This is a genomic window from Cycloclasticus sp. (assembly GCA_040743155.1).
Taxonomy (GTDB): Bacteria; Pseudomonadota; Gammaproteobacteria; order Methylococcales; family Cycloclasticaceae; genus Cycloclasticus.
The window spans coordinates 2,107,858-2,134,055 of sequence record JBFLJU010000001.1; the positions used below are offsets into that span (position 1 = coordinate 2,107,858).

Consider the following 26,198-nt stretch of genomic DNA (forward strand, 5'->3'; position numbering starts at 1 on the left):
CTAATGCTCTGCTAACTGGCCTAAGTAATTAACAACCACCTCAGTTGCCGGGCCATAAAGCTTTTCTTTGAATTCCGATTCAACTGAAGAAGGCTCTAAATTTAACTCAACTGTATGCGCGCCAGACTGGTTTGACACTTGTACAAAACCCGCCGCTGGATACACATTGCCCGAGGTACCCACCGATATAAATAAATCACACCGGCTTATCGCGTCATAAATCTCATCCATCCGATAAGGCATTTCCCCAAACCAAACTATATCCGGTCGTAGCCTATTAGGTTGTTTGCAACACTCACACATAGACTCTGGCATCACATCGCCACTGGTTGGAACACGCTTACCCGTTCGAGTACAAAAACTTTTTAGCACCTCACCGTGCATATGGATGATATTTTTCGTGCCAGCTCGTTCGTGTAAATTATCGATGTTTTGGGTGACGACCAAAATGTTGAATTGGTCACTTTGCTCTAATTGAGCGATGGCAGTATGCGCGGCGTTTGGTTTTATACCCTCGTCCAATAACTGTTTGCGCCGCATATTGTAAAACGTGTGCACAAGATGCGGATCACGCTCATACGCTTCTGGCGTCGCTACATCTTCTATTCGGTGGTTTTCCCACAGCCCGTCGCTGGCTCTGAATGTTTTGATGCCTGATTCGGCCGAAACGCCTGCGCCGGTTAAGATAACGATTGATTTAACGTTATTCATTCATACTCTCTTGATAGCCTTCTTTGTAATTTACAAACTTAAATTTGTAACCCGCTTCTTTTAATCGGCTATTCAGCAGGCGCTTATTTTGATCCGCATTGCTTTCCAATACTAAGGGTTTACACGCTTTTAAGCCCAACTTATTGAGCAAATAGTTTGCAACGTCCCACTTTGAGGTGGGTTCAGTATCCGTTGCTAGATAAATTCGTTCTAACTTTCCACCGTTTACCTTCTTATTTAATAGAAACTCCAACACACCGACACAATCTTCTCGGTGAATTCTATTGGTATAATAGGGCGGCTGCTGCTGGACTTTTTCACCTTTCTTGAGTGCATTAAGAAAGTAATTAGAGCGGCCATAAATACCAGAAAATCTTACGATAGTCGTTTGGTTATTAAACTCTAAGAAGCTCTTTTCCGCTGCCAATATAATGCCGCCTCTCTCATCAGTAGGCTCAGTTGCTGACTTTTCATCCAACCATTCGCCATGTTGTTGGCCATAAACTCTACTTGAGGAAACAAAGGTAAACGCGGCGTTCTGGCATTTTTGCTTAAATACCGATAAGACATTCTTTACGCCTACATCAAATACCGCCTTATACGCAGCTATATCCCTTCCGCTAGGCGAGAGAATATAAACGACTTGGTCATAATCTAGATTCAAGGCATCCATTTGCTGTTGATTGGTGACATCTGCCTTTATGTAGTTAACCGTAGCTAACGGTGCAACAGACGTTCTCCTTAGAGCGCTGACATCATGCCCTTCGGATGCTAATGAGCCCGCAAGTTGGCCGCCAATATCACCGCTGCCAATAATAAGGATTTTCGCCATTGTTATTCCTTAACTTTATTTTTCTCTTCTATCCAAAGGGACATGTACTTTGTACTCTTCATTAGGTGATGTTTTAACATTGCACCTAAAAAGTTCTGCTGACGATGCGTTGCCAAATCGGCTTGTATGTCGGTTATTTTTTCTAGCAGCGACGGCATAAACTCTGAGGCTGAATAACACTGCTTAAGAATTTCCAGACCGTTTTGCTGACTTTCTTGCCACTGCTGCTCATCCTCATACAAAGAGACGGCCGCATTTGCAAATGCCTGAGGCCGATCTGCAACGCTGCCATTCCAAGGCAAATCCCCGTGCATTGCCTCGGCACCAACCGATGTTGTAATACTTGGCGTGCCATTTTCCATCGCTTCTAATAACTTTCCCTTTAAGCCGGCTCCAAAACGTAAAGGCGCTAAACAAATCCGCGCTTTTTGCATCACTTCTGTGACATCTTCAGCGCGGCCTTTTATATGAAAGCCTTCTTTTGGCTGGTTTAGCTGCGTAGCTTTTGGCGGTTGATAAGCACCATATATAAAAAGCTCTGCCGCTGGCAGTTGCTGCCTAATCAACGGCCATATTTCTCGTTTAAGGTATTGAACCGAATCCCAATTAGGCTCGTGTTTAAAGTTGCCTATGCACATAAATCCGCTTCGCTGTTTATAACTGGGCCAACTGAGTGCATTCTGTTGCACCTGCTTAGGGTCAACAACAAATGGCAAGTAATACATCTGTGACTCTTCCACTTTAAACACCGAGGTCAACAACTCCACCTCGGCCGTCGAAATAATCAAGCTTAGGTCTGTGCGCAAAATACTGGCAACTTCTCGATAAGCCACATCGTTCATCAAGTCTTCGTGTTTAAAGTCCTGATCTTTTTTTAACGCCTTCTGACGGCCATGGCGCAAACAATGCAGGTCTGATGTTTCCAACATACTCATTGCATTTGGGCAGTGTTTCTCTACCCGCCAAGAGAACTGCTCTTCCACCATAAAACGATCATATAAAACAATATCTGGAGATAGTTCACTAATGAATACGTCAAACGCACTGTCATTAACAGCTATCGTTTGTTGCCGAATATTTAACGACTCTAATGGGTAGCAATGATCTGATGCTGCGGCTGTACAGGCATACGTTAACGCCCAACCTTGAGCATGAAACAGTTTTATCAAGTCGACCATCCGCCTTCCCGCAGCAGATGATGTCGGCTCCGGCCATAAGGATGCAATGATTAATAATTTCATGAGTTTATTTTATACAATTGCATAAAAAAGGGCTGGTGAAAACCAGCCCTTTAACTACCTAGCAAACATTAATTACTTGTTTGCTTCACGCTCTTTAGCTTCTTTGATTACTTCTTCTGCAATGTTTCTTGGGCAAGGCAAGTAGTGAACAAATTCCATTGAGAACTGACCACGACCAGACGTCATGGTGCGCAAGTCACCAATGTAGCCAAACATTTCACTTAGTGGAACTTCCGCTTTAATACGTACACCTGTTGCGCCAGCATCTTGAGACTTGATCATGCCACGGCGACGGTTAAGGTCACCAATAACATCACCCACGTGATCGTCTGGTGTGAACACGTCCACTTTCATGATCGGCTCCATCAATTGCGCGCCAGCTTTAGGCATTGATTGACGGTAAGCGCCATTAGCCGCAAGTTCAAACGCAACAGCCGAGGAATCAACCGCATGGAAACCACCATCAAGCAAGGTTACTTTAACGTCTACACAAGGGTAGCCCGCAAGCACACCTTTATCCATGCGTTTTTTGAAGCCTTTCTCAACAGCAGGCCAGTACTCACGAGGAACGTTACCGCCCGTTACTTTAGATTCAAAGCTAAAGCCTTCGCCTGTTTCTGCTGGCTCTAAAATATAGTCAATTTTACCAAACTGGCCAGAACCACCTGATTGCTTCTTATGTGTGTAGCTATCTTCTAATACTTTAGTGATTGTTTCGCGGTACGCCACTTGTGGTTTACCAACGCTTACATCAACACCGTGTGTACGCTTAAGAATATCAATTTTGATATCTAAGTGAAGCTCGCCCATTCCTTTAAGAATAGTTTCGCCACTGTCTTCATCTGTTTCTACGCGGAAAGAAGGATCTTCTTTGATCATTTTACCGATCGCAATACCCATCTTTTCTGAACCACCTTTATCTTTAGGTGATACAGCAATAGAGATAACAGGATCAGGGAAAACCATTGGTTCTAAGGTTGCTGGGTTTTTAGGATCACATAATGTATGACCTGTTTGCACATCTTTCATGCCCACAACGGCAATGATATCACCCGCTTGTGAACTCGTTAGTTCGATACGGTCTTCAGCTTGCATTTCAACAAGACGACCAATACGTTCCGTTTTACCGGTAAATGTATTTAACACGGTATCGCCTTTATTCATCTGCCCTGAGTAGATACGAATAAATGTTAACGCACCAAAACGGTCATCCATAATTTTAAATGCTAAGGCACGTAATGGGCCATTCGGATCAACGATCGCAAATTCACCCGTTTCATTGCCTTCATCATCTGTTTCAGGCTGAGGCTTAACTTCTGTTGGGTTTGGTAGGTAATCAACAACCGCATCCAACACTAATTGAATACCTTTGTTTTTAAATGCAGAGCCACAATATGTTGGGAAGAAATCAAGTGCGATGGTGCCTTTACGGATACAACGCTTAATGTCTTCAATTGCAGGCTCTTCGCCTTCAAGGTACATTTCCATCAAATCGTCGTCTTGCTCTACAGCCATTTCGATAAGCTGCTCGCGGTACTCTTCCACTTTATCAACCATATCAGCAGGCACATCACCGACTGTGTAGTTTTCTGGAAGACCTGAATCATCCCAGATGTACGATTTACGTGTTAACAAATCAACAACACCTGTAAAGTCATCTTCTATACCAATTGGCAACACCATAATTAATGGATTTGCATCTAATACATTTTTAACTTGATCGGTAACGCGGTAAAAATCTGCGCCCATACGATCTAATTTGTTAACGAAAATGACCCGCGCTACGCCAGATTCATTCGCATAACGCCAGTTTGTTTCTGATTGAGGTTCAACACCACCAGAACCACAAAAAACACCCACGCCGCCATCAAGAACTTTTAATGAGCGATACACTTCAATCGTGAAATCCACGTGTCCCGGTGTGTCAATAATGTTCATGCGATGGCCATCCCATTCACATGAAACTGCCGCAGACTGAATGGTTATCCCACGTTCGGCTTCTTGTTCCATAAAGTCGGTTGTTGCTTCACCATCGTGAACCTCACCTGTTTTATGAATTTTGCCGGTTAATTTTAAGATACGTTCGGTTGTTGTGGTTTTACCAGCATCCACGTGGGCGAAAATACCAATGTTTCTGTATTTGGTTAAGTCAGTCATAAGTCTACAATGGTTAAGTTAATTAAAGTGTTACCCAAACAAAAACGCCAGCTTACGCGAAAACATTTCGTTTGAATGAACTCACTATTGTATCACTGAAAGCTAGCTAAAGAATAGACCGTTAGATGTTATTAAGCCGCCGCAGCTTCTGCACTAACAACTTTATCAAACGAAGGTCTTGCACTAATTCTGTCTCGATACTCGTCTAACTGGCTAGACCCCGAAGGAACACCAAAGGCATCAGCCCAACGCAAGGTGTGTGCTAATAAAATATCAATCGCAGAAAAGGTATCACCCAATGCGAACTCTCTGCCGCCCAAGTTCTTTTCTAACACCTTACAAGCCTTCAAAAACTCCCAACGCGCTATGCTCAAGATTTCTGGCACACGTTTTTCTTCTGGCAGTACAAACGTATGCTTCCCAATAGTCCACAAAGGTTGCTCTAGCTCCGTTAAAACAAAGAAACTCCACTCGTCATACTTGGCTCTGAGCTGCGTTCTTGGCTCCGGCACTAAACCTGACGCTGAGTATTTATCACCTAAATACGCCACAATAGCCGCCGACTCAGTCAGCACAAACCCACCATCGTCAATCGCCGGCACTTTGCCGTCGGCGTGAATCTTTAGGTATTCCTCAGCCTGACCGGCCCCTTCTAGCAGCTCGATCTTAATAAATTCGTAATCAACGCCAAGCTCTTCAAGCATCCAAACCACGCGCGTACTTCTAGACCGAGGATAACCATACAATTTAATCATTTTATTCTCCCAATTAAGTAACTTTTAATAGACGACACCCTATCTATACCGTAAACCCATAGATATAACGCATTAAAAAACCCAGCCTGAACTGGGTTTTTTAATCATGTTGAGCACTTACAAATTGTACCCAGTCTCTTCGTGTGAAACGACATCCAGCCCTTGCTGTTCTTCTTCCTCATCCACACGTAGCCCACCCACTAATAGACTAACCAATTTTAAAATAGCGTACGTCGCAACGCTTGTAAAAGCGATGGTTGCTACAACACCCGTTGCTTGAACAGTTAATTGCTCAGCGATAGATGAAATACCATCGGCAAAGCCGTAACCACTGAACACACCCAATTGGGTTGATGCGAATACAGCAACAATTAAAGAACCTAATATCCCGCCAACGCCATGGACCGGGAAAACGTCTAACGAATCATCGATTTTCAATACTTTTTTGACATATTGAGTCGCGTTAAAACAGATAAAGCCCGCTAACAAACCAATAACCAAGGCTCCACCAGGCCCTACAAAACCGGATGCTGGAGTAATTGTGCCTAAACCTGCCACCATGCCAGTAACAGCGCCTAAGGCACTCGGTTTACCAAACTTCCTCCATTCAATCACCATCCATGTAAACGCGCCCATTGATGCAGAAATATGCGTCACAATGATGGCCATAGCAGCATCACCATTAGCGGCTAGTGCACTGCCGCCATTAAAGCCAAACCACCCAACCCAAAGCATCCCCGCACCAGCAATAGTCATGGTTAAGTTATGAGGAGGCATCGCCGTGGTAGGGAAGCCTTTTCTCGGGCCTACTACCATGGCCGCTACTAGCGCTGCGACACCGGCTGTAATATGTACAACAATACCGCCAGCAAAATCGTAAACGCCCATTGAACCGAGCCAACCACCGCCCCAGACCCAATGCGTTACCGGCGCATAAACAACAATTAGCCAAATCGCACTAAACAATAACATCGCCGAAAACTTCATTCGCTCTGCAAATGCACCAATAATCAATGCAGGCGTAATAATCGCAAACGTCATTTGAAACATTGCGAATAACGATTCCGGGATATCACCGGATAGAGATTCGCGACTAATGCCAGAGAACATGACTTTTGAGAAATCGCCAATCCATGCGTTACCTTCACCAAACGCAAGACTGTAGCCGATGATAAACCATAATATTGAGGCCACGCAGGTAATCGCAAAACACTGCATAAACACAGACAGTACATTCTTGCTCCGCACCAAGCCCGCGTAGAACATAGAAAGCCCCGGAATCGTCATAAAAAGCACCAGCGCAGTCGACGTTAAAATCCACGCTGTGTTAGCGCCGTTTAATTCTCCCGCAAATGCAAAGCGGGGCAAGAGTAACAAACCAAGGAAAAGATTAAACTTTATCGACTTCATTTATAGCGCCTCGCGACCTGCTTCACCCGTACGAATTCGAATCACTTTTTCTAAATTCGTTACGAATATTTTGCCGTCACCAATTTTTCCAGTACACGCTGCTTTAATAATAGACTCTGTCGCAAGCTCTAATTGGTCCTCAGCCACGGCAATTTCAAGCTTAACCTTAGGTAAAAAGTCCACCACGTACTCAGCACCACGATATAGCTCAGTATGGCCGCGTTGACGACCAAAACCCTTAACTTCTGTGACCGTAATCCCCACAAAACCCGCGTCAGATAAAGCCCTGCGCACATCTTCTAATTTAAACGGTTTTATAATAGCTGTTACTAGTTTCATATCAAGCCTGCTTCTTCTTATTTCACAAGCCCTCGATTTTGCATCAAAATGGGGCGGCCATCAACCTATTTTGGTGCGAGCTTCAAAAATACTTTTAGTTTCACAACAAAGCATTCTGTCTTCAGCTTAAAAGTGATGCGCTAACTCTAGTTGAATAACATCATCATGACGAAAAGACGCTAGCGGGTCGCGCTTTTCAACCGATGATATAAAACGCGCCTCTAGACTGAGCACCCACTCATCTCCAAGCCGTCGACTTGCCTCAACGCTATAAAAACGAGTGCTTTCATGTAAGTCAGCAATGACGCCAAATAGCAGCTCACTAGATGCTGCATCATTTATCGCTAATCGGCCACCGATAAAAATATCATCCTCGAAGGCCGTGCTCGCACTTGCACCACGATCATCATATAAATATTCAGCGATAAGCCCAAAGTCGGCAGAGGATTCCATGACGCCGACGAAGGTATATTCAAATCCAGCAGTCAATGCATTAAAGGTCTCACCTTGTCCACTACGATGAATAACCTCAACTTTCCAGAGCCATTCATCAAGCGTTGCTTGTACATCCACAGCCGTTTGATTGATGATGTCATAAAAAGGCGTCAGCACAAGACCGGCCGGGGCCAGTGTTGGAATAATTCTTGGTTCGCGGCTAGTACCATAAAAATGAGAAACACCGACATCCCAATCATCAAAAGTTTGGCTCCAGCGTAACGCGTAATCTACGTGCTTATCTTTTGCCGCCGACTGATAAGCCGAATGGTCATCTATTTCTGGGTTTGGACGAAACCGCCCACCTTTCCCCGCAAATGTTCTTTCCCTAAAACCCGGAAGCACAAATAGATCCACCGTTCCCCACTCTCTTAGAAACGTGGCATTGATCATCGGCTGACCTAGCTTATCTTCACCGTCTACGTTCTCCACAAAGTCAGTTTGATTGATAATATCCACCAAGTGCTGAGACTCTGTCACACCCCAGAACACTTTGCCGATACCCACAAGCAATTCCCAGTCATCCCGAGCGCGCATCCAAAGCAATTCACGTATATCAATATGACTGCGTTGAGGGTCCTGCTCATCCCATCTAAAGAAGGAGACAAACGTCAAACTGTCATCATTCTCCCAGCTATGATAAAACTCAGGCTCCGCTGAAAACGACAGCCGCCCATGCTCAAATTGCTGTGCATTTAATGCCGATTGTGGAAAGTAGCTATAGTCTGCCGCAACATACCCCGACCATTCACCAGCCTTAGCACCCGAACATATAAGCGCCGCAGCCAACAGCAATCGCCTATAACCGCCTCCCTTCTTTCGAGCTTCCATACCAATCAACCGCTACCTCGCTCTTTTTAAGCTGGCTTTACTAAAGTCCCGAGATTTCAAGCCCGTTTGGAATTTATAATCCGAAAATTCCAACAAGGTTTCTTTTTTTGTTTGATGATTAACCATATTCATTTCGTCAGGCCGCCAATATTTACCCAAATATTGCTTATAACCCGTTGCCACCATTGTTTTAAGCAAACTATTTTTACGGTCATAATAATTAATTTTTAACGGCTGATAGGTTGTTTTACTAATCCACACAACCGAGCGCGTGTACCCCGAGTATTTGTAATTTGGCCGCACTTCAATAACAAAGGCGTCTTCACCGCCAACGGCGTCATCGTTTAAATACAGGTACTTATACTTTTCAACTTCACGCGATGACAAGTCTTCAAATGCAAATTCGCTGCCCATAAAAGGGCCCGACTTGTTTTTCGATGAAATTCGTTTAACGCGCTTTAGCGCAGGAAGGTACAACCACTGGTCATCCGCCTCTAGCACATGCGTAAATGACAAAAATGCCGTACCTTTAACGTCTGCTGGCTTATCAAAAATGGTTAAGCCTTTATCGCCGTCACCTTGCACTTCAAGCGTTTTAGATCGCATTTTCCTAATACTGGTGTTGCCATTAGCATTTTTTAAGGTCATCGTTAGCGATGAAGATACGTCACCAAACCCCATATCCCGCTTGTCCGCTTCAACCGCTATTTCCAAGCCCTTTTCTTCAGACGTCTGAGCCACTGCCATTAATGGCAATAGGCACAGCATCATTAAAACTAATTTTTTCATTTTTCATCCTTATCGAATCTAAGTAATAAAACAGGCAGCAATAAAAAGTCGACAATTAATGCCAAACAAATGATCCACGTAGTCAACATCGCCATGTCAGAATTTAATGCGAACGGTGACGTCATTAACACACCAAACCCAATCATTAATACAACCGTGCTAACCACTAGGGCCTTACCAACGTGCGTAAAGGCATACGTAATGGCTTGTTCGGAGTCATAACCTTTTTCACGCTTCGCTCTTAAGTATTTACTCAAAAAGTGTACGGTGTCATCCACTACGATACCTAAAGTCATACTAACAACGACCGCCAAAGCCATATTAACTTCTACATATAGCAAGCCCCACAAACCAAAACCAATCGTTAACGGCACCAAGTTTGGCGCTAAACTAATCAAGCCCACTTTAAGCGAACGTAACGCCACAATAAGTATCATCGAAATAATAAACAACGCCAAAATCGAACCATATAACATGCCTTTGATATTCTTATCCGGCACATGCGCAAACATCATCAGCGTCCCCGTGCCCTGTGTATTCATAAACTCAGGCATGTTTTTGCCATACCAAGCTTGAACACGCTTCTCAAAATTAAGTAATTCCACATTACTTAATTCAACCATCGTAGCTATTAGACGCGTCTCCGACTTATCAACATTAACTTGGTTATTCAAATCAAGACCATACGGCAAGGACATTTCGTACAACAATAAGTACTGCGCGGCCAGCTCTCTGCTCTCCGGCAACACATACCAAGATTCCTCATCGCCATGCATATTCTTATTAAGCCGCCTCATCGTATCGGTTAGAACATAGGTATTGATAACCTCTGGCTGGCTTTTAATCCAATCATTAAATAGATCTAAATTTTTCAGATACTCAGGCCGACTAATGCCGCCTGGAGAGCCCGCAGGGACGGCATACATTAATTGGTACAAGCCCCCTAAGTTCTCAGTTGCAAAATCGGTATCCACCCTAAACTGCATCGACGTATCAAAGTATTTCAAGAAACGCTCTTCTGGCTGATTGAATGTTGCACAATACGCCGACACCAGCACCACACCACTCATGACTACTAAAACAATATTTTGCCTTTTAATGACAAACGCGGCGATACCTGCCAAGTAACCCACTCCCGGATCTTCTTCAACCTTGACGTGAACCGGCAAAAAGCTCATCAAAGCGGGTAGGAACGTTAATGATAAGCATAAGGAGGCACACAACCCCATCGCCACGAGGTTTCCAAGATCATGAAAGGGAGGCACCTCGCTAAAGTTCATTCCTAAAAAGCCGACCATCGTGGTCAAACTAGTTAATACAATCGGCTGAATATTAACCCTTAAACTCTCAGATAAAGCGTGCAACTTTGTATCCTTATGCTGCAAACCAAACAAAAATGAAACCAGCATATGCACACTGCTCGCTACCGCCAGCACCATAATCATTTGTACCGATGAGATTGAAGCTGGCGTCAACGCAATACCCAAATAACCACCAATGCCCATGGCCGTCACCACAGACAATATAATCACCAACATCACGCCGAAAACCGCACTAACACTTTTCAACAATATAAATAATAGGATAATCATCGCCAAAAAGCTTAGCGGAACTAAGCTCTTTACATCACGCTCACCCGCCTCCACAAAGGCATTATTTAAAAAGGTAACGCCGGTGACATAAAAATCCACATCGGGGTACTTAGTTTTAAATTCATCAATCATCCCACGCGAATAACTAATGACAGCACCTAACTCTGCCTTCCTATCAACGCCTGGGAATTCAATAGTGACATTAACCGCTGTAACCAAGCCCTCTTCCGACACTAACCGTTTAAACAACAACGGGTCTGCCAGCGCTACTTTTTTAACTCTTTTTACGTCAGCTACGGATAACTCATCCACATTTTCGTAGAGGTTTTCAACAACTAAATCATCTTCTTCCGCGTATGTATTTTGGAAATTTTGAAGCGAGTCCACTCGCCTTGAAAACGGCATTTGCCATGATAACTCCGTTAATTCTTCAACGATTGATAACACCGGTGGCTGAAAAATATCACTCTTTTTGGGCGCCACAAGGATAAACACGTTATCAGATTTACTGTACGTCGCTTCCAGTGCATTAAAGGCAATCAGGTCAGGATTGTCCTCTCCAAAAAAAACTCGGTAGTCAGTATTAAAGCCCAGTAGCTTTAAACCACTGCCTGCGGCGATAACAACTAGCAGGTTTATTATAATGATAGGTAGTCGATACCTAATAACCCACTCACTAAAGTAGCGTTCAAAGCGATGCATATTTTTCCCTTTTTAAAAAAATCCATTAACGTTGTAGCTAAACTTAATACCCATAAGCTACTCGTGCAGCAAAATAGCACCCTTTACTAAAATCACCAATTAAAAACTATCTATCGCTCATTGTTTAGTTTTGTTAAAAACTAACCTAGCATAGGCATAAAATAAGTTAACAACACCAAAGTATCAATATAGATTTAACGTAGGCACCCTTAGATGTTCTGCAATTTCGGCTACCGTCTTCAACTGCTTATCGGCAGCGTCAATAATCAACTTTTTAAATTGCTTTACACTAAATATGCTTCAAAACTTTTCTTTCGTTAACGGGCCTTTTTTACTTATCTATTAAGGCTAGTTATTAGTATTTTCTAGCAACGAACCATAAGATTTTAAAGCCGGCTAATAAGAGACAAAGAGCTAAAATTCACCCACTCTAAATTGGGTTGGTAACTCTCTAACCATGATGGCAGGTCGCCTGCTGGCATCGGCTTAGCGATGCCATAGCCCTGAGCATTTACGCAGCCTATTTCTAGCAGTTTCAGCCCTTGTTCATCGAACTCTACTCCTTCGGCAATCACATCCAAACTAAACGAATCTGCCAATCCAACTACTGACTTAACAATAGTAAGAGCATTGCTGTCGGCCAAAATATCTCGTATGAAAGCACGATCAATTTTTACCGTTCCTGCTGGTATTTTTCTCAAGTGTGTCAAGGATGAATAGCCCGTGCCAAAATCATCCAAGGCAATTTTGACACCCAACTCATCTTTAACTGATTGAAGTATTTTACTAACCTTTTGGATGTCACCAATCACACTGCTTTCTACTATCTCCAGCTGCAGTTTTCCTGGATTAATGAGCGCATAACACTCTAGTTGAGACTTTAACATATCCATAAAGCCCCTCGATAACAGGTGATACGGGGAAATATTGACACTAACTTCCAGCTCAATACCAGCTTCTTTCCACGCCTCCATTTGCCTCAAAGCAGAACTTACCACCCAATCCCCAACTGCCACCTCAAGCTTATCCCCATCAATAATGGGCAGAAATGAAAGTGGAGGAATAAGCCCTCTTTCTGGATGGTTCCAACGAATTAACGCCTCGGCACCATAAACCTCTCCCGTCTTCATATTCACTTTTGGCTGATAATACAAACAAAACTCTTCGCTCATCAACGCTCGACGAATCTCAGATAACTCAATATGCTTTTTCGTTGTTAACTGGTCTAATTCTGCATTAAAACGACTATGCCTATTTTTACCCTTTATTTTAGCTGTATACATGGCTTGATCCGCCTGTCTTATTAGAGAGTCCAACTCATCCTCAAGCGCCCCTGACAGCGTGAAACCAATGGACGCACTAACATGAAGTGTTAAACCAAAAACATGATAAGGCTCAGAGATCGTCTGAATCACTCTATCGAGCGATAACTGACACTCCTCAACAGCTGATAACTCACTCAACAACAATACAAATTCGTCACCACCCAGCCTAGACACCGTATCTTCTTGACGAATAGAGTCCAACAGGCGTCTAGCAACCTCCTTCAGCAACTCATCACCCACTTCATGCCCATATTCATCATTAACTGGCTTGAAATCATCCAAATCAACAAAGCAAATCGCCAACAATGTTCCTTTACGCGCGCCATGCGCCTGCGCCTGTGAAAATCTGTCCATTAACAAGGCGCGGTTAGGCAAACCTGTAAGCACATCATAGTGCGCCATTTGCATTAGCTGATAGTCCGCTTCAGCCCTATCAATTTCCATAGCAATTCTTGTAGCCAAACTCTTCATTAGCGACTGCCACTGCGTACTCGCAGCAATTGGCGCTAGATCAAGAAGTGCCAGCAGCCCGACTACTTTATTATGATTATTCTTTAATGGAACACCTAAATAGCTGACCACCTCCATCTCTTTGAGAATGTGATCATCTGGAAACAACTCTTGAACAGAGTCTGGGTACAGACAAACCCCATCATCTACTATGTTTTGGCATGGCGTTCCGACCAAACTGTAGGAAAAGTTATCGGCAAACTCATTTCCAGCCCAAACAGCTAGCGTATCAACCATGCTACTATCTGCTTCATTCACTTTTGCAATGAGCGCGTATTTTACGTTTTTTGCCAGTGCCAACTCTTTAATAATAGTACCCAATACATCTTTTGCTGAAGCATTCGCCGGGTTACTTTCGGCAATAACACGCAATACATGCTCATTAGCCTTTCTTTCAGTAATATTCGTGCTAATGCCCGACATTTTAAGCGGCTTTCCACCCCCGTCGTATTCGATGATTCGGCCAATGGAACTCACCCAAATCCAACTGTTATCTCTGCCCTTCCAACGGTACTCAATATTAAAATCAACCCCTGTCGTCAAGCTTGCTTGTAGTAAAGATGCAACTTCTTTTTCCTCATCAGGATGAAGTTGAGCAATCCAGCCCTCTATACTCAAATGATATTCTTTTGAACCAGAACCCAGTTCTTTTATGTAAGCCTTGCCTAAGGTAATTACTCGCTTTTCAACATCAATTGAGAACTGGTTTTGTCTTGTTGTTTTTAGTGCCAAACTTAACGACTTTGTATTCTCGGCCAAAGACTGCATCACCTGTCGCTGCCTGTTCCACAAAATAAAAGACAAGAAAAGCAAAACGAAAATAGAAATGTAAAACCCCGCTTTTACATTCTGGGTTCGCATTATTGCCTTATTAAGCTCATCACCCAGCACGCTTAAAACCTGTTTTGATGCGACAGCTATTTGGTTATTCAGCGCATCATCATTCAACTTTCTTAACTTTTCCGCATGACTCAACAGCACATAAGCATGACGAATCATCGCTAACGCAGGCTCCCTAATGCTCGGCTCTGTTGCACTGAAAGTGCGCTTCAACGACTCAATCTTTGTGGTGATTCTAGACACGCTTTCCATCTTGCCAGCTGCGCCAAAGGCGCTATACCTCAACACAATACGTTCCAAACTATTAACTTCTTGGATCAGCTTTGTAGCGTCTTTTTCAAATAATTTTTGGCGCAGTAACGAAACACTTTCAGGGAAGTACGTGACCGAATTCAGGAAGACAGCGTAACTTGACTTGATTCTAGTTATGTTAGACAACAGACCCGCAACTTCTGTTACCAACGCTTTGTTCTTGTCACTATTAACATCCTGCTCAGACAATAGCGCACTAACGAGCTGTTCAGATGATGCCACTTTATCCAAGTTATTTCGATTACCACTTTCAACCAACAGAATATCATTCAGTAACCTTGCCGACTCTTGCTGAAGCTTGTTTACCGACTCAACTTTCTCGTGATGTGCTTGAAAGTCTAGTTGGGAATTTAGATACATCCAACTTGAGACTAGCATTAAAAATAGTAGCAATACAACGACTAAAAAAAAGCTCTTTTTATTACTCATTCCAAAGGTTTGCCTTGATACTCACCGGTCAGCGTTTTTAAAAAGTCAACGACAAGGCTCACGTCTTCTTTGGAAGATAGACGACCTAATTGATGCACCATCATCTTAGACACTGCTCCTTTTAAAGTTGGCTCCGAACCATCGTGCAAATAAGGCGCTGTTAAAGCAACATTCCTTAAGCTTGGCACCTTAAAAACATACTTATCATCTGCTTTCTTTGTAACATTAAAGCGCCCTAGATAGCGGTCGCTTTTGCTAAATTTATATTCATGTACTGCCCCCAATTTTTGGTATAAATTTCCGCCTATATTTATACCTTGATGGCACGACACACAACCGTACGATTTAAATAATTTATAACCAGCAAGTTCTTCGTTAGAGATGGCATGATTGTCACCCCGTAAATACTGATCAAATCGACTATTGGGTGTTGTCAATGTATTTTCAAACGCAACAATAGATGTCTTAATATTATGGGCCGTCACACCATCTTCATAGTTTTTAGCAAACATTGCTAGATACGTCGGGTCACTTTCAATAACGGAAATAACCCTCGACCAGCTTGAGTTCATTTCATCCTTGTTATTGAACGGGCCCTCTATTTGCTCCATCAGGTTTGCAGCACGGCCATCCCAAAACTGCCTGAAATTAAATTTGCTATTAAAAATAGTTGGCGCATTGACTTCGCCACGTCGGTTTTCCACACCTAAGGAAATAGCCCTGCCATCTGCCCCTCCTTTCGCTAAAGAATGACAGCTAGCACACGAGATTTTTTGGTCACTTGAAAAACGCGCATCATGAAACAGCTTACTGCCTAGTTCAACAGTGGCCATATTATGAATTTTAGTTCGTGGAATAGGGTCAATGGGTTCGTTACGAACGTTAGAGGCCTCCACAGGAAAACCTACTACTACCGTAGCAAAAAAAAACACTATGAATGGCCAACTCCTGTTCAACCTTCCCCCCAGCTTTTTAGTTTTTCGAGCTCAGCCCTTCATCATCTGATGACACATCTGGATTCTCTTCATCTACAGAGCTCTCTCCTTTTAACTCGGTTTCCACTTCTGCAAATGCTGAAGCAACTATATCATCAATATCGAAAGAAAGGGCCTCCTTCCCTGGCTCTGGCTCTGGCTCTGGCTCTGGCTCTGGCTCTGGCTCTGGCTCTGGCTCTGGCTCTGGCTCTGGCTCTGGCTCTGGCTCTGGCTCTGGCTCTGGCTCTGGTTCTGGTTCTGGTTCTGGCTCTGGTTCTGGTTCTGGTTCTGGTTCTGGTTCTGGTTCTGGTTCTGGTTCTGGTTCTGGTTCTGGTTCTGGTTCTGGTTCTGGTTCTGGTTCTGGTTCTGGTTCTGGCTCTGGTTCTGGCTCTGGTTCTGGCTCTGCTTCTGGCTCTGGTTCTGGCTCTGGCTCTGGCTCTGGCTCTGGCTCTGGTTCTGCTAATTCCTCCATATCATCGAGATCAAGCGACACCTCAATATCAACATCATCACCAAGCACTCCTATTTCAACTTCCGGTTCAATCTCCTGCTCTACTTGTGGCTCAGATTCTGCGACTGACGCGATGGGTTGCGCAGCGGGCGTCATACTCTCGGCATTTAACATGCTGACACCCATATGTACTGCCGACAATTCGTAGACCACGTCAGAAAAGAAGGCAATATCATCGCCCTCCTGATTTAGCTGCACCGCCGCGAACTTCTTAACACAGCTTGTTTCGGCATCAACTAACTGCGCGGCACTTTGTTCCGCCTGACTGTCTGTAACCCCCATTGCTTTAAACGTACCGGCTAATTTTTCTTTTCTATCCTGCGCTTCGTTAGCAACTTTTCTTAATAAGGCCGTTAATTGACTCCTCATCGCCTCTTTTTTCTGATGCGCCTTGAAAAGCAAGAAACCACCACCGGCTATTAGCGCGAGGACAAGCTCAATCAATATAATTAGAAGACTTTCACTCATCTAGACACTCTCCGTTTTTTTACCGTCAAAGCTCTTAACTCAGCTAATAATGCAATAGTACACAGCGTTACAATTATCCACTCCATAATCATCCTGCTATTTTTTTAACCAGCAACGCATCTTCTTCAGCCATTTTCTTTTTATAGAATTTAAGACCAAAGAAAACAGCTGCGGCCAACAATAAGTTGATAAGTAACACGATGCCGCCTATCAACATCCAACTAGAGCCTTCTTCTTCCATCACTTCTTCAGGGGGTGGCAGGCCGTCCCCGCCGACCACAATTTTTGACAAATCCGGGCATTGAAGAATACGCTCTTCCGTCACGCCCTCCTCAGGCAAAACAATACCGGCATCTGCCAGTACCTTATCGAAAACTGGGTTAATTTCCACATAGTCAATTTTAGGCTTTGGTTTGACGTGAAATGACAACGCTTCTATCCGCTCAAAAGTATTGCCTGTCGCTCTAACAATTAATTCATACGGACCCACTTTTAATTCTTTTCCAACATCCGCAAAGAAATAACCGTTGGTGATCATATCCTGAGCCATCGGAATGATATCTTTATCACCGCGTTTATTTGTTATCTCGACTGTAGCGTCGATCACGTCCAATATATTGCTATTTCTTAGCAAGCGACCCTTATCTGTCATCAGCATTCTTATCCGAGTACCGGACTCTGCAAATATCTCTTTTGGCATATCTTCAACAGCCATCTGTAAGTTGGTTGTGATGAAAATTTCATTGCTAGGGTCTGCTGGTGCTATCAACCTCCACTCACCCTCGATTGGCTTGGTGACTGTTACGATGTCATATTTCTTCTCACGATGCCAACTCACACCAACTCTATTACTAGAACTGCCAAAATCCATCCCATCAGGGTCATCAAGCTGGGTCGAGCCAAATCCTTTTTTTCTAAAAACGACCGCTGTAAATTGTCGAACTGTTTCATCAACAGTAAATTTATTGGCCACTAACGGAATACTATTTTTCTCAACGAGGCGTTTATTTACCCGTAATAGGGCGCGTTCGAGTTGTGCCGATGTTTTTGCTACGTCAAACCACCCCAAGGTATCACTCGCAATGGTATCCAAAAATTCAATATCCGCATCTTCAGAAAAAGCCACTGTATGTACGCTTACACCAGCTGCCTTTAAGCGTGTTACTTGGTAATTCAACACCCGGGCTTTCGATGCGGCATTCCCTTTCTTCGTTTTCCCAGAGGTTATCTTGCCATCGGTTAACAGGACAATATGCCGGCGTGCATTTTTATCTTTTGCCACCCAATCCAATGATGCCACCGCCAACGCCCTTTCAAGATCCAGCTTTTTACCTGATGAGTGAATTTCATCTAACTTCTTCAACGCCTGTTTTTTCCATGAGATACCTGACTTACCAGGTTTCATTATTTGTGTTGTGGTGTCGTCGAACATCCAAATACCTGCATTCGCATTGTTTGGTAACAACTTAATAAATAATTTGAGTGCCGCGACTCGGTGATTGTCCGGATCACTAATTTTCATTCTTTCCGACACGTCAACCAACACACGAACGTCTAATGATTTACTTTTAATCTTATTAAAGGTAGCAGACTGCGCAAATGGGATTATCAGCACACAGAGTAAAAAACTAGATAGGGAAAAATGCTTAATATTTTTCATGAGTCTTTAGGGCGCTATCTCAAGCACTAATGGGGTTAATAATGTACGTGAACTTTATATCGGCTAAGTTATGAATAACTTAAATATAAAGGGCGCTTTGAATTTATTAACCCAAACCAATGAACTTTAAAGACAGTCGAACTCAAAGAAAACGATACGGCTAATGAAGATAGCCGCAACGCAAAATATAACCTTTTAGCCGTTCCTTGTAGCTAAAACAGTCACTGCCGGTAGCGCTTTGCCTTCTAAAAACTCTAAAAAGGCACCACCACCTGTAGAAATATAGGACACTTTATCGGCAATATTGTATTTATCAACCGCCGCCAAGGTGTCGCCACCACCTGCTATTGAGAAGCCATCACTGTCCGCAATGGCTTGCGCGAGTGTTTTTGTGCCTTCGGCAAATTGATCAAACTCGAAAACACCTAATGGGCCGTTCCAAACAATCGTACCAGCCGCTTTAACAATGTCTGCATATTGCTTTGCTGTCTGCGGACCCACGTCCAAAATCAAGTCATCTTCTTCAACGTCTTTTACTAGCTTTACCGTTGCCGCTGCCTTTTCTGAAAATGCCTTGGCGCACACCACATCAACGGGGACTGGAATGCTCGCACCATTTTTTTCGGCCTTTAGCATCAGTGCTCTTGCTTCATCAAGCAAGTCAGGCTCATATAACGATTTACCAACAGAGTAACCCTGTGCAGCGATAAATGTATTGGCGATGCCGCCACCAACAATTAGTTGATCGACTTTGTCTAACATCGAATCAAGAACCGTCAGTTTTGTTGAAACCTTTGCCCCACCAACAATCGCCAACATAGGTTGAGCAGGCTCAAACAGAGCTTTGCCTAGCGCCTCTAGCTCGGCGGCTAATAGCGGCCCAGCACAAGCAGTGGCTGCAAACTTGGCAACGCCATGAGTCGATGCTTGCGCACGGTGCGCAGTACCGAAGGCATCCATGACAAACACGTCACATAAGGCAGCCATCTTCTTAGCAAGGCTTTCGTCGTCCTTTTTTTCGCCCACATTAAAACGCACGTTTTCACACAAAATAATATCGCCGGGCTCACCCTCAATACCGTCAATCCAGTCTTTCTCTAGCCGAACAGGTAAGTTCAATAAGCCCGATAAATGTTCAGCAACCGGCTTTAAGCTAAATGCCTCATCATATTGACCTTCTGTTGGACGACCAATATGCGACATCAACATCACCATCGCACCAGCGGCATGAGCTTGTTGAATAGTCGGTAGGCTGGCACGAATTCGCGCGTCACTCGTGACTTTGCCATCTTTTATCGGCACATTCAGGTCCTGCCTAATAAGCACCCGTTTAGTCGATAAATTAATGTCTTTCATATTGCTAACAGGCATAACTGAACTCTGTATTATTAGGTTTAGATAAGAACGACTGTCCTACAAAAGGGCTTTAGCCGCCGCCGCTAATTTGCTCGCTGTGATGCCAAAGTGTTCAAACAGATCTTTAGCCGGTGCTGACTCGCCAAAGCAATCCATACCAATCACCGCGCCATTCAAGCCGACATATTTATACCAAAGGCCAGTTGAGCCCGCTTCAATCGCCGCTCTTGCAGTTACTGACGACGGTAATACGGATTCTTTATACGCAGCGTCTTGTTTATCAAAAATATCCGTACACGGCATAGAAACAACCCGAACCTTAATACCATCGGAGGTTAATGTTTCTGCAGCCGCTGTGGCTAGCTCAACTTCGGAACCCGTAGCAATTAAGATCAGTTGTGGCTCGCCATCACAGTCTTTTAAGACATAACCGCCTTTGGAAATAGCCGTTAACTGTTGTGATGAACGATCTTGGTGCTGCACATTTTGACGCGTAAAAATAAGCGCTGACGGGGTGTTTTCACTTTCCACCGCACACTTCCACGCAACCGCAGATTCAACCGCATCACATGGACGCCAAACGTCTAAGTTTGGTATAAGCCGTAAACTTGAAACATGTTCAATAGATTGATGTGTTGGCCCATCTTCACCCAAACCAATCGAATCATGTGTATAGACAAAAATATTCTTCAGCTTCATCAACGCCGCCATACGAACCGCGTTACGGGCGTAGTCGGAGAATGTTAAAAAAGTCGCACCATAAGGAATAAAGCCGCCGTGTAAAGCAATGCCGTTTTGGATGGCACTCATACCAAATTCACGCACGCCGTAATGCAAGTAATTACCATTAGCATTACCAGCGTCCACATCGGTACAACCTGACCACTCAGTTAAATTCGAACCTGTTAAATCGGCCGAACCGCCCAAAAATTCAGGCAGCAAAGGACCAAAACTATTAAGCGTATTCAGCGATGCTTTACGCGACGCAATGGTTTCGCCCGCTTGCTGCGCGGCTTCAACAAATGCGTTAGACCTTTCTTCCCAATCGTCGGCCAACTCGCCAGACAAACGGCGTAACAATTCATCCGCCAATTCGGGGTGTGCTCCCACATAAGCCTCTAGCAACTCTTCCCACTTAGATTCTGCTTGCTCGCCTTTATCATTGGCGTCCCACGCGTCTTTAATATCCTTAGGGATTTCAAACGCCGGCTCAGTCCAGCCTAAGGCTTTTCTAGTTTCAGCAATTTCCTCTGCACCTAATGGCGCACCATGCACATGGTGCGTGCCCGCTTTATTCGGCGCACCAGAGCCAATCACTGTTTTACAACAAATCAGTGTTGGCTTATTTGTTTCTGCCTTCGCTTGCTTAATAGCTTGTCTAATGTCATCGGCATTATGTCCGTCAACACCACGAACCACATGCCAACCATAAGATTCAAAACGCGCCGGCGTATCATCGGTAAACCAACCTTCTACATCGCCATCAATAGAGATACCATTATCATCCCAAAATGCGACAAGCTTTCCTAAACCCAACGTGCCCGCGTACGAACAAGCCTCGTGTGAAATGCCTTCCATCAAACAGCCATCACCCATAAAGGTATAGGTGTAATGATCAATCACATCAAAGTTAGGTTGATTAAATTGCGCCGCTAACACCTTTTCTGCCAACGCCATACCAACGGCATTGGTGACGCCTTGGCCTAATGGCCCCGTGGTGGTTTCAACCCCCGGCGCATAACCGTATTCAGGGTGACCGGGTGTTTTTGAATGGAGTTGACGGAAATTACGCAATTCCTCAATATCTAAATCGTAACCGGATAGATGCAATAGGGAATACAGCAACATCGAGCCGTGGCCGTTCGACAACACAAAACGGTCTCGGTTTACCCAATGCGGGTTAGCCGGGTTGTGAGATAAGAAGTCGTTCCATAATACTTCTGCGATATCCGCCATACCCATCGGCGCACCTGGGTGGCCTGAGTTAGCTTGTTGAACAGCGTCCATACTAAGGACACGAATGGCGTTTGCCAGAGTTTGGCGAGGAGGTAATTGGCTCATGGTCGTTGCTTATTTAGTGGGTTTTAAAATCAACGCCGTAGGCAATGATTTGTGAACGCGCAATTTTACACTGAACTGCGAAGAAGAGAAACCGCTAGTCCTCCACGTTACTTTCTGCTCCCGCCTTCTCTTTCGCTTATTGCACTTTCCACCGGTCTAGTAGGTTAAAATAGGCGCCCAAGACACAGGGCAACATCCGCCGCTAGGTCAGTCTTCCGGACTCCGATCTTATAGAGTTTGGGAGTTTTCTTTCACATGAATAGAGCCTTCCCTCTGACTCTTACTTAAAAGCACTTTTAGTTACTATATTGCCCATCAATTTTCCCATGCTAAAAATCAAAGCTACAAACAGCATAAAGACACAAGTATGGATATAATAGTTTATGCCCATGTTAGGCTTGATTATCGCATTACAAGGAAATATAGTCCTACTATGTATAGGCATTACAGGAAAAAACCATTCCCGATAACATCTAGTTATGTGTTTTACTCCAAAACCAGCATATTTAAATTAAAATAAGAGAATTTTAATGGCAAAGCCAAATTACACTTTTGAAAAGCGGCAAAAAGAGCTTGCGAAAAAAAAGAAAAAGGAAGAAAAACGTCTAAAAAAAATGGGCCAAGGTTCTGAAGAAGCTCACGCCGAACAGCCTCCATTAACGGGTGACCAGGATACCCCTATTGATAGTGACAGCTAATACAAAAACCTGAGAATATCGAAATTCGACACCCAACCGATGAATTGGAGTCGTGAATACATAATCTTTCATCAAAACACTAAAGGAAACAACATGAGTAAAGGTACAGTTAAGTGGTTCAACGCCGATAAAGGCTTTGGTTTTATTACACCTGAAGATGGCGGCAAAGATCTTTTTGTTCATCATTCAGAAATTCAAAGTGGTGGCGGTTTTGCAACACTTAATGATGGGCAAGAAGTAGAGTATGAAGTTGGCCAAGGTCAAAAAGGGCCGTGTGCAAATAAAGTTATTCCTCTTTAGGTTGTAGCACATAACCAGAAAAATCAGCGGACGCATAAAACTGCGCCGCTGATTTAAAGGTTAGTTCGGAATTATATCCACTTAATAGAGCAGCCCATACTCGGTATTTGTTCGGCTGGGCCTTTACCTGTTTTAGCGACAAGTAACATGGCTTCAAGCAAATCTCTTTTTACATCGCCAACATTAGAGTCTTTGCCCGCTTCATCTAGTCGCCCGCGGTATTGCAACTGCGATTGACTGTTATAACCGAAAAAGTCGGGCGTACAAATTGCACCGTAGTCTTTTGCTACTTGTTGCGTTGTATCTATTAAATAAGGGAAGTTATAACCTTTTTCTTTAGCAATTATTTGCATGCTCTCAAACGAGTCTGCTGGGTAGTCGCTTGGGTCATTAGACATAATCGCTACTACGCCAATACCCTGTTCTTGCAACACGGTCACATCTTCGAGCAAACGCTGTTGAATAGCTTTGACGTAAGGGCAATGGTTACAGATAAACATAACCAGTAAACCCTTTTTACCGGCGCACTCATCACGCGTCCAGCGCTTCCCATCAACCCCTAATAAATTAAAGTCTGGCGCTAAGAGGCCAACGTCACAAACTGGCGTATGCAACAACGTCATGCTTTTATTCAGTCCAGCGCATTAAACAAAAAAAGCCCGCCCAAACCACCCAATGCCCACGTAACAACAGGCGCATCGCCTAGCATAAGAGGTGAAAAACCGTCCAAGCCCAATATAATGGCAGCTGAAATAAGCATGCTGCCACCACAAATAGCGAGAATATTCTTACGATGGTTTCGCGCCATTTGCTGCTTGATTTCTTCTAATTGCTTAGACTTCCATCTTACTTCAAGCTCGCCTTTAGCGGCATCACTCAGCACCTGATACATCATTTCCGGCAATTCAGGTAACTTTTCAGCCATTATTGGCAAGTGTGCTTTTAGCTTATTGAACGTCGCTTTGGGGCCAATCCGATTTTTATACCACTCTTCCAAATAGGGTTTGGCCGTTTGCCATAAATCCAAGTCGGGATACAGTTGCCGGCCTAGGCCTTCTATATTCAGCAAGGTTTTTTGCAAAAGCACCAACTGCGGCTGCACTTCCATATCGAAGCGTCGCGCAGTTTGAAACAGACGGAGCAATAAGTGCCCATAGGAAATTTCTTTTAGTGGTTTCTCAAAAATGGGCTCACACACAGCACGAATGGCGCTTTCAAACTCGTCAACTCGCGTATGCTTAGGAACCCAACCGGATTCTATATGCAATTGCGCCACGCGAAAATAATCACGCTGGAAAAAGGCCAGAAAATTTTCTGCCAAATAACGCTGATCCGCAACGGTTACGCTACCCATGATACCGAAGTCTACCGCAAGATATTTTGCATCATCTGAGGCAAAAATATTGCCTGGGTGCATGTCGGCATGGAAGAAGTTATCGCGAAAAACTTGGGCAAAAAATATTTCCACCCCCCTTTCTGCCAGCAACTGCATATCAATGCCTTTTGCTTTTAGCTCGTCGATTCTACCAATCGGCGTACCATAAATACGCTCCATGACCATCACATTCTGCCGCGTGTAGTCCCAATAAACATCCGGCACGTATAGCTGCTCTGAGCCTTCAAAATTACGCCGCAATTGGGACGCATTGGCGGCTTCACGAACTAAGTCCAATTCATCATGGATGGTGTGATCGAATTCCTGCACCACTTCGATCGGCTTTAGGCGCTTGGCTTCGCCCCAATATTTAGTGGCCAGTCCCGCCAATGTATAGAGCAACGCCACGTCTGAATTAATGATCTTTTCGATACCCGGACGCAACACTTTAACGACAACATCCTCGCCCGTGTGTAAGGTAGCCGTGTGCACCTGCGCGACTGAAGCGGACGCCAACGGGCTTTCTGAAAACTCAGAAAAAATCTCCTCGATGGGGGCCTCCAATGATTGCTCGATAATTTGGCGTGCTAAATTATCCGCAAACGGCGGCACATTATCTTGCAGTTGCGACAGTTCTTCGCCTATATCGGGAGGCAAAAGATCTTGGCGAGTTGATAGAATTTGCCCAAACTTTACGAAAATAGGCCCTAAATCTTCTAACGCTTTACGGATCCGCTCACCGCGCGTACCTTTTCGTTTACCCAATAAATAGCTCGGTGACAGATACGTCAAAAAGCGTAGTGGTCTAAACAGGTGTAGTCCAAATACAAACTCGTCTAAGCCATAACGTAGTAACACTCGTTGAATTCGTATCAGTCTAATGGCTGTTGTTAGATTTATCACTTCTCGCCCTTTGTTGACTCATTTTTTGGGTTTTGTTTGCTCGCCATCAATCGCTGAACTCTTGCCTCTAACCTGTCGACAGATAAACGCAACTCATCCACACCGGCTTTAAATTTATTCACTTCAAACCTGGACGGTAACATGCGTTCCTCTTCACGAAAATATTCAGACACATTAAGCACATTTGTTTTTGTTGTTTGTTGCATCCAATCTGACAGTCCTCGCGCTAAATTGCCCAGTTGGTTCGCCACGACATCGCCCGTTATTTGCGATAGCGGCTCTTCCCAATCAACCTCTATATTTTCAAGAAAGGCTTGGAACTGGCTGCCCAACTCTATATCACCGTCTATTGTTACGCCGCCTGAGAATAAGCTAGAGCTGGACGATTCTTGCAACCCCAACATCGCCAGCGCCAATGGCGAACCCGAAATGACGGTGTCTACCTCGCCATCAAACTCATCACGAATATCAAGGCCGTCACGGGTCATAATGATATACAGGCTGAGTTCGAGCTGCTTGAAGTGTAACGCAACCACCTTGCCCTGCATTTTTGCCAACTGCGTTGGGACTTCTGGGTCGTAATCCAAATAACGATTAACCGCTATTTGCAGCGGTTTCACAA

At 44.1% G+C, this 26,198-nt stretch carries 21 protein-coding genes; 2 read left to right on the forward strand and 19 right to left on the reverse strand.

The annotated features are described in order from the left end of the window. The 16 genes from cobB to tkt form a co-directional block, all read right to left on the reverse strand. On the reverse strand, positions 1 to 711 hold the full coding sequence (gene cobB / locus AB1Y31_10135) for a Sir2 family NAD+-dependent deacetylase (protein MEW4983531.1): 711 nt from the start codon (positions 709 to 711) through the stop codon (positions 1 to 3). Beyond that, complete coding sequence (locus tag AB1Y31_10140) at positions 704 to 1,543, reverse strand: sugar nucleotide-binding protein (GenBank protein ID MEW4983532.1); 840 nt, start codon at positions 1,541 to 1,543, stop codon at positions 704 to 706. Before AB1Y31_10140 ends, cobB begins: the two co-directional genes overlap by 8 nt. Positions 1,544 to 1,545: 2 nt before the next feature. Beyond that, positions 1,546 to 2,784 (reverse strand): glycosyltransferase, encoded by a 1,239-nt coding sequence (locus AB1Y31_10145; GenBank protein ID MEW4983533.1) that lies wholly within the window; start codon positions 2,782 to 2,784, stop codon positions 1,546 to 1,548. A 72-nt stretch (positions 2,785 to 2,856) separates the two neighbouring features. Next, positions 2,857 to 4,941: an elongation factor G gene (gene fusA, locus AB1Y31_10150; GenBank protein ID MEW4983534.1), complete on the reverse strand. Its 2,085-nt coding sequence runs from the start codon at positions 4,939 to 4,941 to the stop codon at positions 2,857 to 2,859. A 131-nt stretch (positions 4,942 to 5,072) separates the two neighbouring features. Beyond that, positions 5,073 to 5,696 carry a glutathione S-transferase family protein gene (locus tag AB1Y31_10155; GenBank protein MEW4983535.1) on the reverse strand — a complete coding sequence of 208 codons (624 nt, stop codon included), beginning with the start codon at positions 5,694 to 5,696 and terminating at the stop codon, positions 5,073 to 5,075. 117 nt (positions 5,697 to 5,813) lie between these two features. After that, positions 5,814 to 7,106: an ammonium transporter gene (locus tag AB1Y31_10160; GenBank protein ID MEW4983536.1), complete on the reverse strand. Its 1,293-nt coding sequence runs from the start codon at positions 7,104 to 7,106 to the stop codon at positions 5,814 to 5,816. Beyond that, positions 7,107 to 7,445 (reverse strand): P-II family nitrogen regulator, encoded by a 339-nt coding sequence (locus AB1Y31_10165; GenBank protein ID MEW4983537.1) that lies wholly within the window; start codon positions 7,443 to 7,445, stop codon positions 7,107 to 7,109. Between the two features lie 126 nt (positions 7,446 to 7,571). Continuing rightward, positions 7,572 to 8,771, reverse strand: coding sequence for a hypothetical protein (locus tag AB1Y31_10170; protein ID MEW4983538.1), 1,200 nt, complete (start codon positions 8,769 to 8,771; stop codon positions 7,572 to 7,574). A gap of 12 nt (positions 8,772 to 8,783) precedes the next feature. Next, positions 8,784 to 9,560 carry an outer membrane lipoprotein-sorting protein gene (locus AB1Y31_10175; GenBank protein MEW4983539.1) on the reverse strand — a complete coding sequence of 259 codons (777 nt, stop codon included), beginning with the start codon at positions 9,558 to 9,560 and terminating at the stop codon, positions 8,784 to 8,786. Further along, positions 9,557 to 11,854, reverse strand: coding sequence for an MMPL family transporter (locus tag AB1Y31_10180; GenBank protein MEW4983540.1), 2,298 nt, complete (start codon positions 11,852 to 11,854; stop codon positions 9,557 to 9,559). Before AB1Y31_10180 ends, AB1Y31_10175 begins: the two co-directional genes overlap by 4 nt. Positions 11,855 to 12,240: 386 nt before the next feature. Then, on the reverse strand, positions 12,241 to 15,270 hold the full coding sequence (locus AB1Y31_10185) for an EAL domain-containing protein (protein MEW4983541.1): 3,030 nt from the start codon (positions 15,268 to 15,270) through the stop codon (positions 12,241 to 12,243). Continuing rightward, positions 15,267 to 16,166, reverse strand: a complete 900-nt coding sequence (locus AB1Y31_10190) for a cytochrome c peroxidase (GenBank protein ID MEW4983542.1) — start codon at positions 16,164 to 16,166, stop codon at positions 15,267 to 15,269. Before AB1Y31_10190 ends, AB1Y31_10185 begins: the two co-directional genes overlap by 4 nt. A 76-nt stretch (positions 16,167 to 16,242) precedes the next feature. Then, a complete protein-coding gene (locus AB1Y31_10195) occupies positions 16,243 to 17,223 on the reverse strand; it encodes a hypothetical protein (protein ID MEW4983543.1) in 981 nt (326 codons plus the stop codon). 88 nt (positions 17,224 to 17,311) lie between these two features. Beyond that, the gene (locus AB1Y31_10200; protein MEW4983544.1) at positions 17,312 to 18,883 is read right to left on the reverse strand and encodes a vWA domain-containing protein; all 1,572 of its coding nucleotides are present in this window, start codon (positions 18,881 to 18,883) and stop codon (positions 17,312 to 17,314) included. A 195-nt stretch (positions 18,884 to 19,078) separates the two neighbouring features. Continuing rightward, entirely contained in the window at positions 19,079 to 20,254 is a 1,176-nt protein-coding gene (locus AB1Y31_10205) for a phosphoglycerate kinase (protein ID MEW4983545.1), read from the reverse strand. A gap of 42 nt (positions 20,255 to 20,296) precedes the next feature. Then, positions 20,297 to 22,300 (reverse strand): transketolase, encoded by a 2,004-nt coding sequence (gene tkt / locus AB1Y31_10210; GenBank protein MEW4983546.1) that lies wholly within the window; start codon positions 22,298 to 22,300, stop codon positions 20,297 to 20,299. Positions 22,301 to 22,830: 530 nt separating this feature from the next. Between tkt and AB1Y31_10215 the strand changes: the two genes are divergently transcribed. Further along, positions 22,831 to 22,998: a hypothetical protein gene (locus AB1Y31_10215; protein ID MEW4983547.1), complete on the forward strand. Its 168-nt coding sequence runs from the start codon at positions 22,831 to 22,833 to the stop codon at positions 22,996 to 22,998. Positions 22,999 to 23,091: 93 nt separating this feature from the next. Further along, positions 23,092 to 23,298 (forward strand): cold-shock protein, encoded by a 207-nt coding sequence (locus tag AB1Y31_10220; protein MEW4983548.1) that lies wholly within the window; start codon positions 23,092 to 23,094, stop codon positions 23,296 to 23,298. Positions 23,299 to 23,369: 71 nt separating this feature from the next. Here the strand turns inward: AB1Y31_10220 and AB1Y31_10225 are convergent, their stop codons facing one another. Genes AB1Y31_10225 through AB1Y31_10235 form a run of 3 tightly spaced genes read right to left on the reverse strand, consistent with a single transcriptional unit; the run spans position 23,370 to position 26,196 of the window. Then, the gene (locus tag AB1Y31_10225) at positions 23,370 to 23,921 is read right to left on the reverse strand and encodes a thioredoxin family protein (protein ID MEW4983549.1); all 552 of its coding nucleotides are present in this window, start codon (positions 23,919 to 23,921) and stop codon (positions 23,370 to 23,372) included. A gap of 8 nt (positions 23,922 to 23,929) precedes the next feature. After that, positions 23,930 to 25,576 carry a ubiquinone biosynthesis regulatory protein kinase UbiB gene (gene ubiB / locus AB1Y31_10230; protein MEW4983550.1) on the reverse strand — a complete coding sequence of 549 codons (1,647 nt, stop codon included), beginning with the start codon at positions 25,574 to 25,576 and terminating at the stop codon, positions 23,930 to 23,932. Beyond that, the gene (locus tag AB1Y31_10235; protein ID MEW4983551.1) at positions 25,573 to 26,196 is read right to left on the reverse strand and encodes an SCP2 sterol-binding domain-containing protein; all 624 of its coding nucleotides are present in this window, start codon (positions 26,194 to 26,196) and stop codon (positions 25,573 to 25,575) included. Before AB1Y31_10235 ends, ubiB begins: the two co-directional genes overlap by 4 nt. Positions 26,197 to 26,198 lie beyond the last annotated feature (2 nt).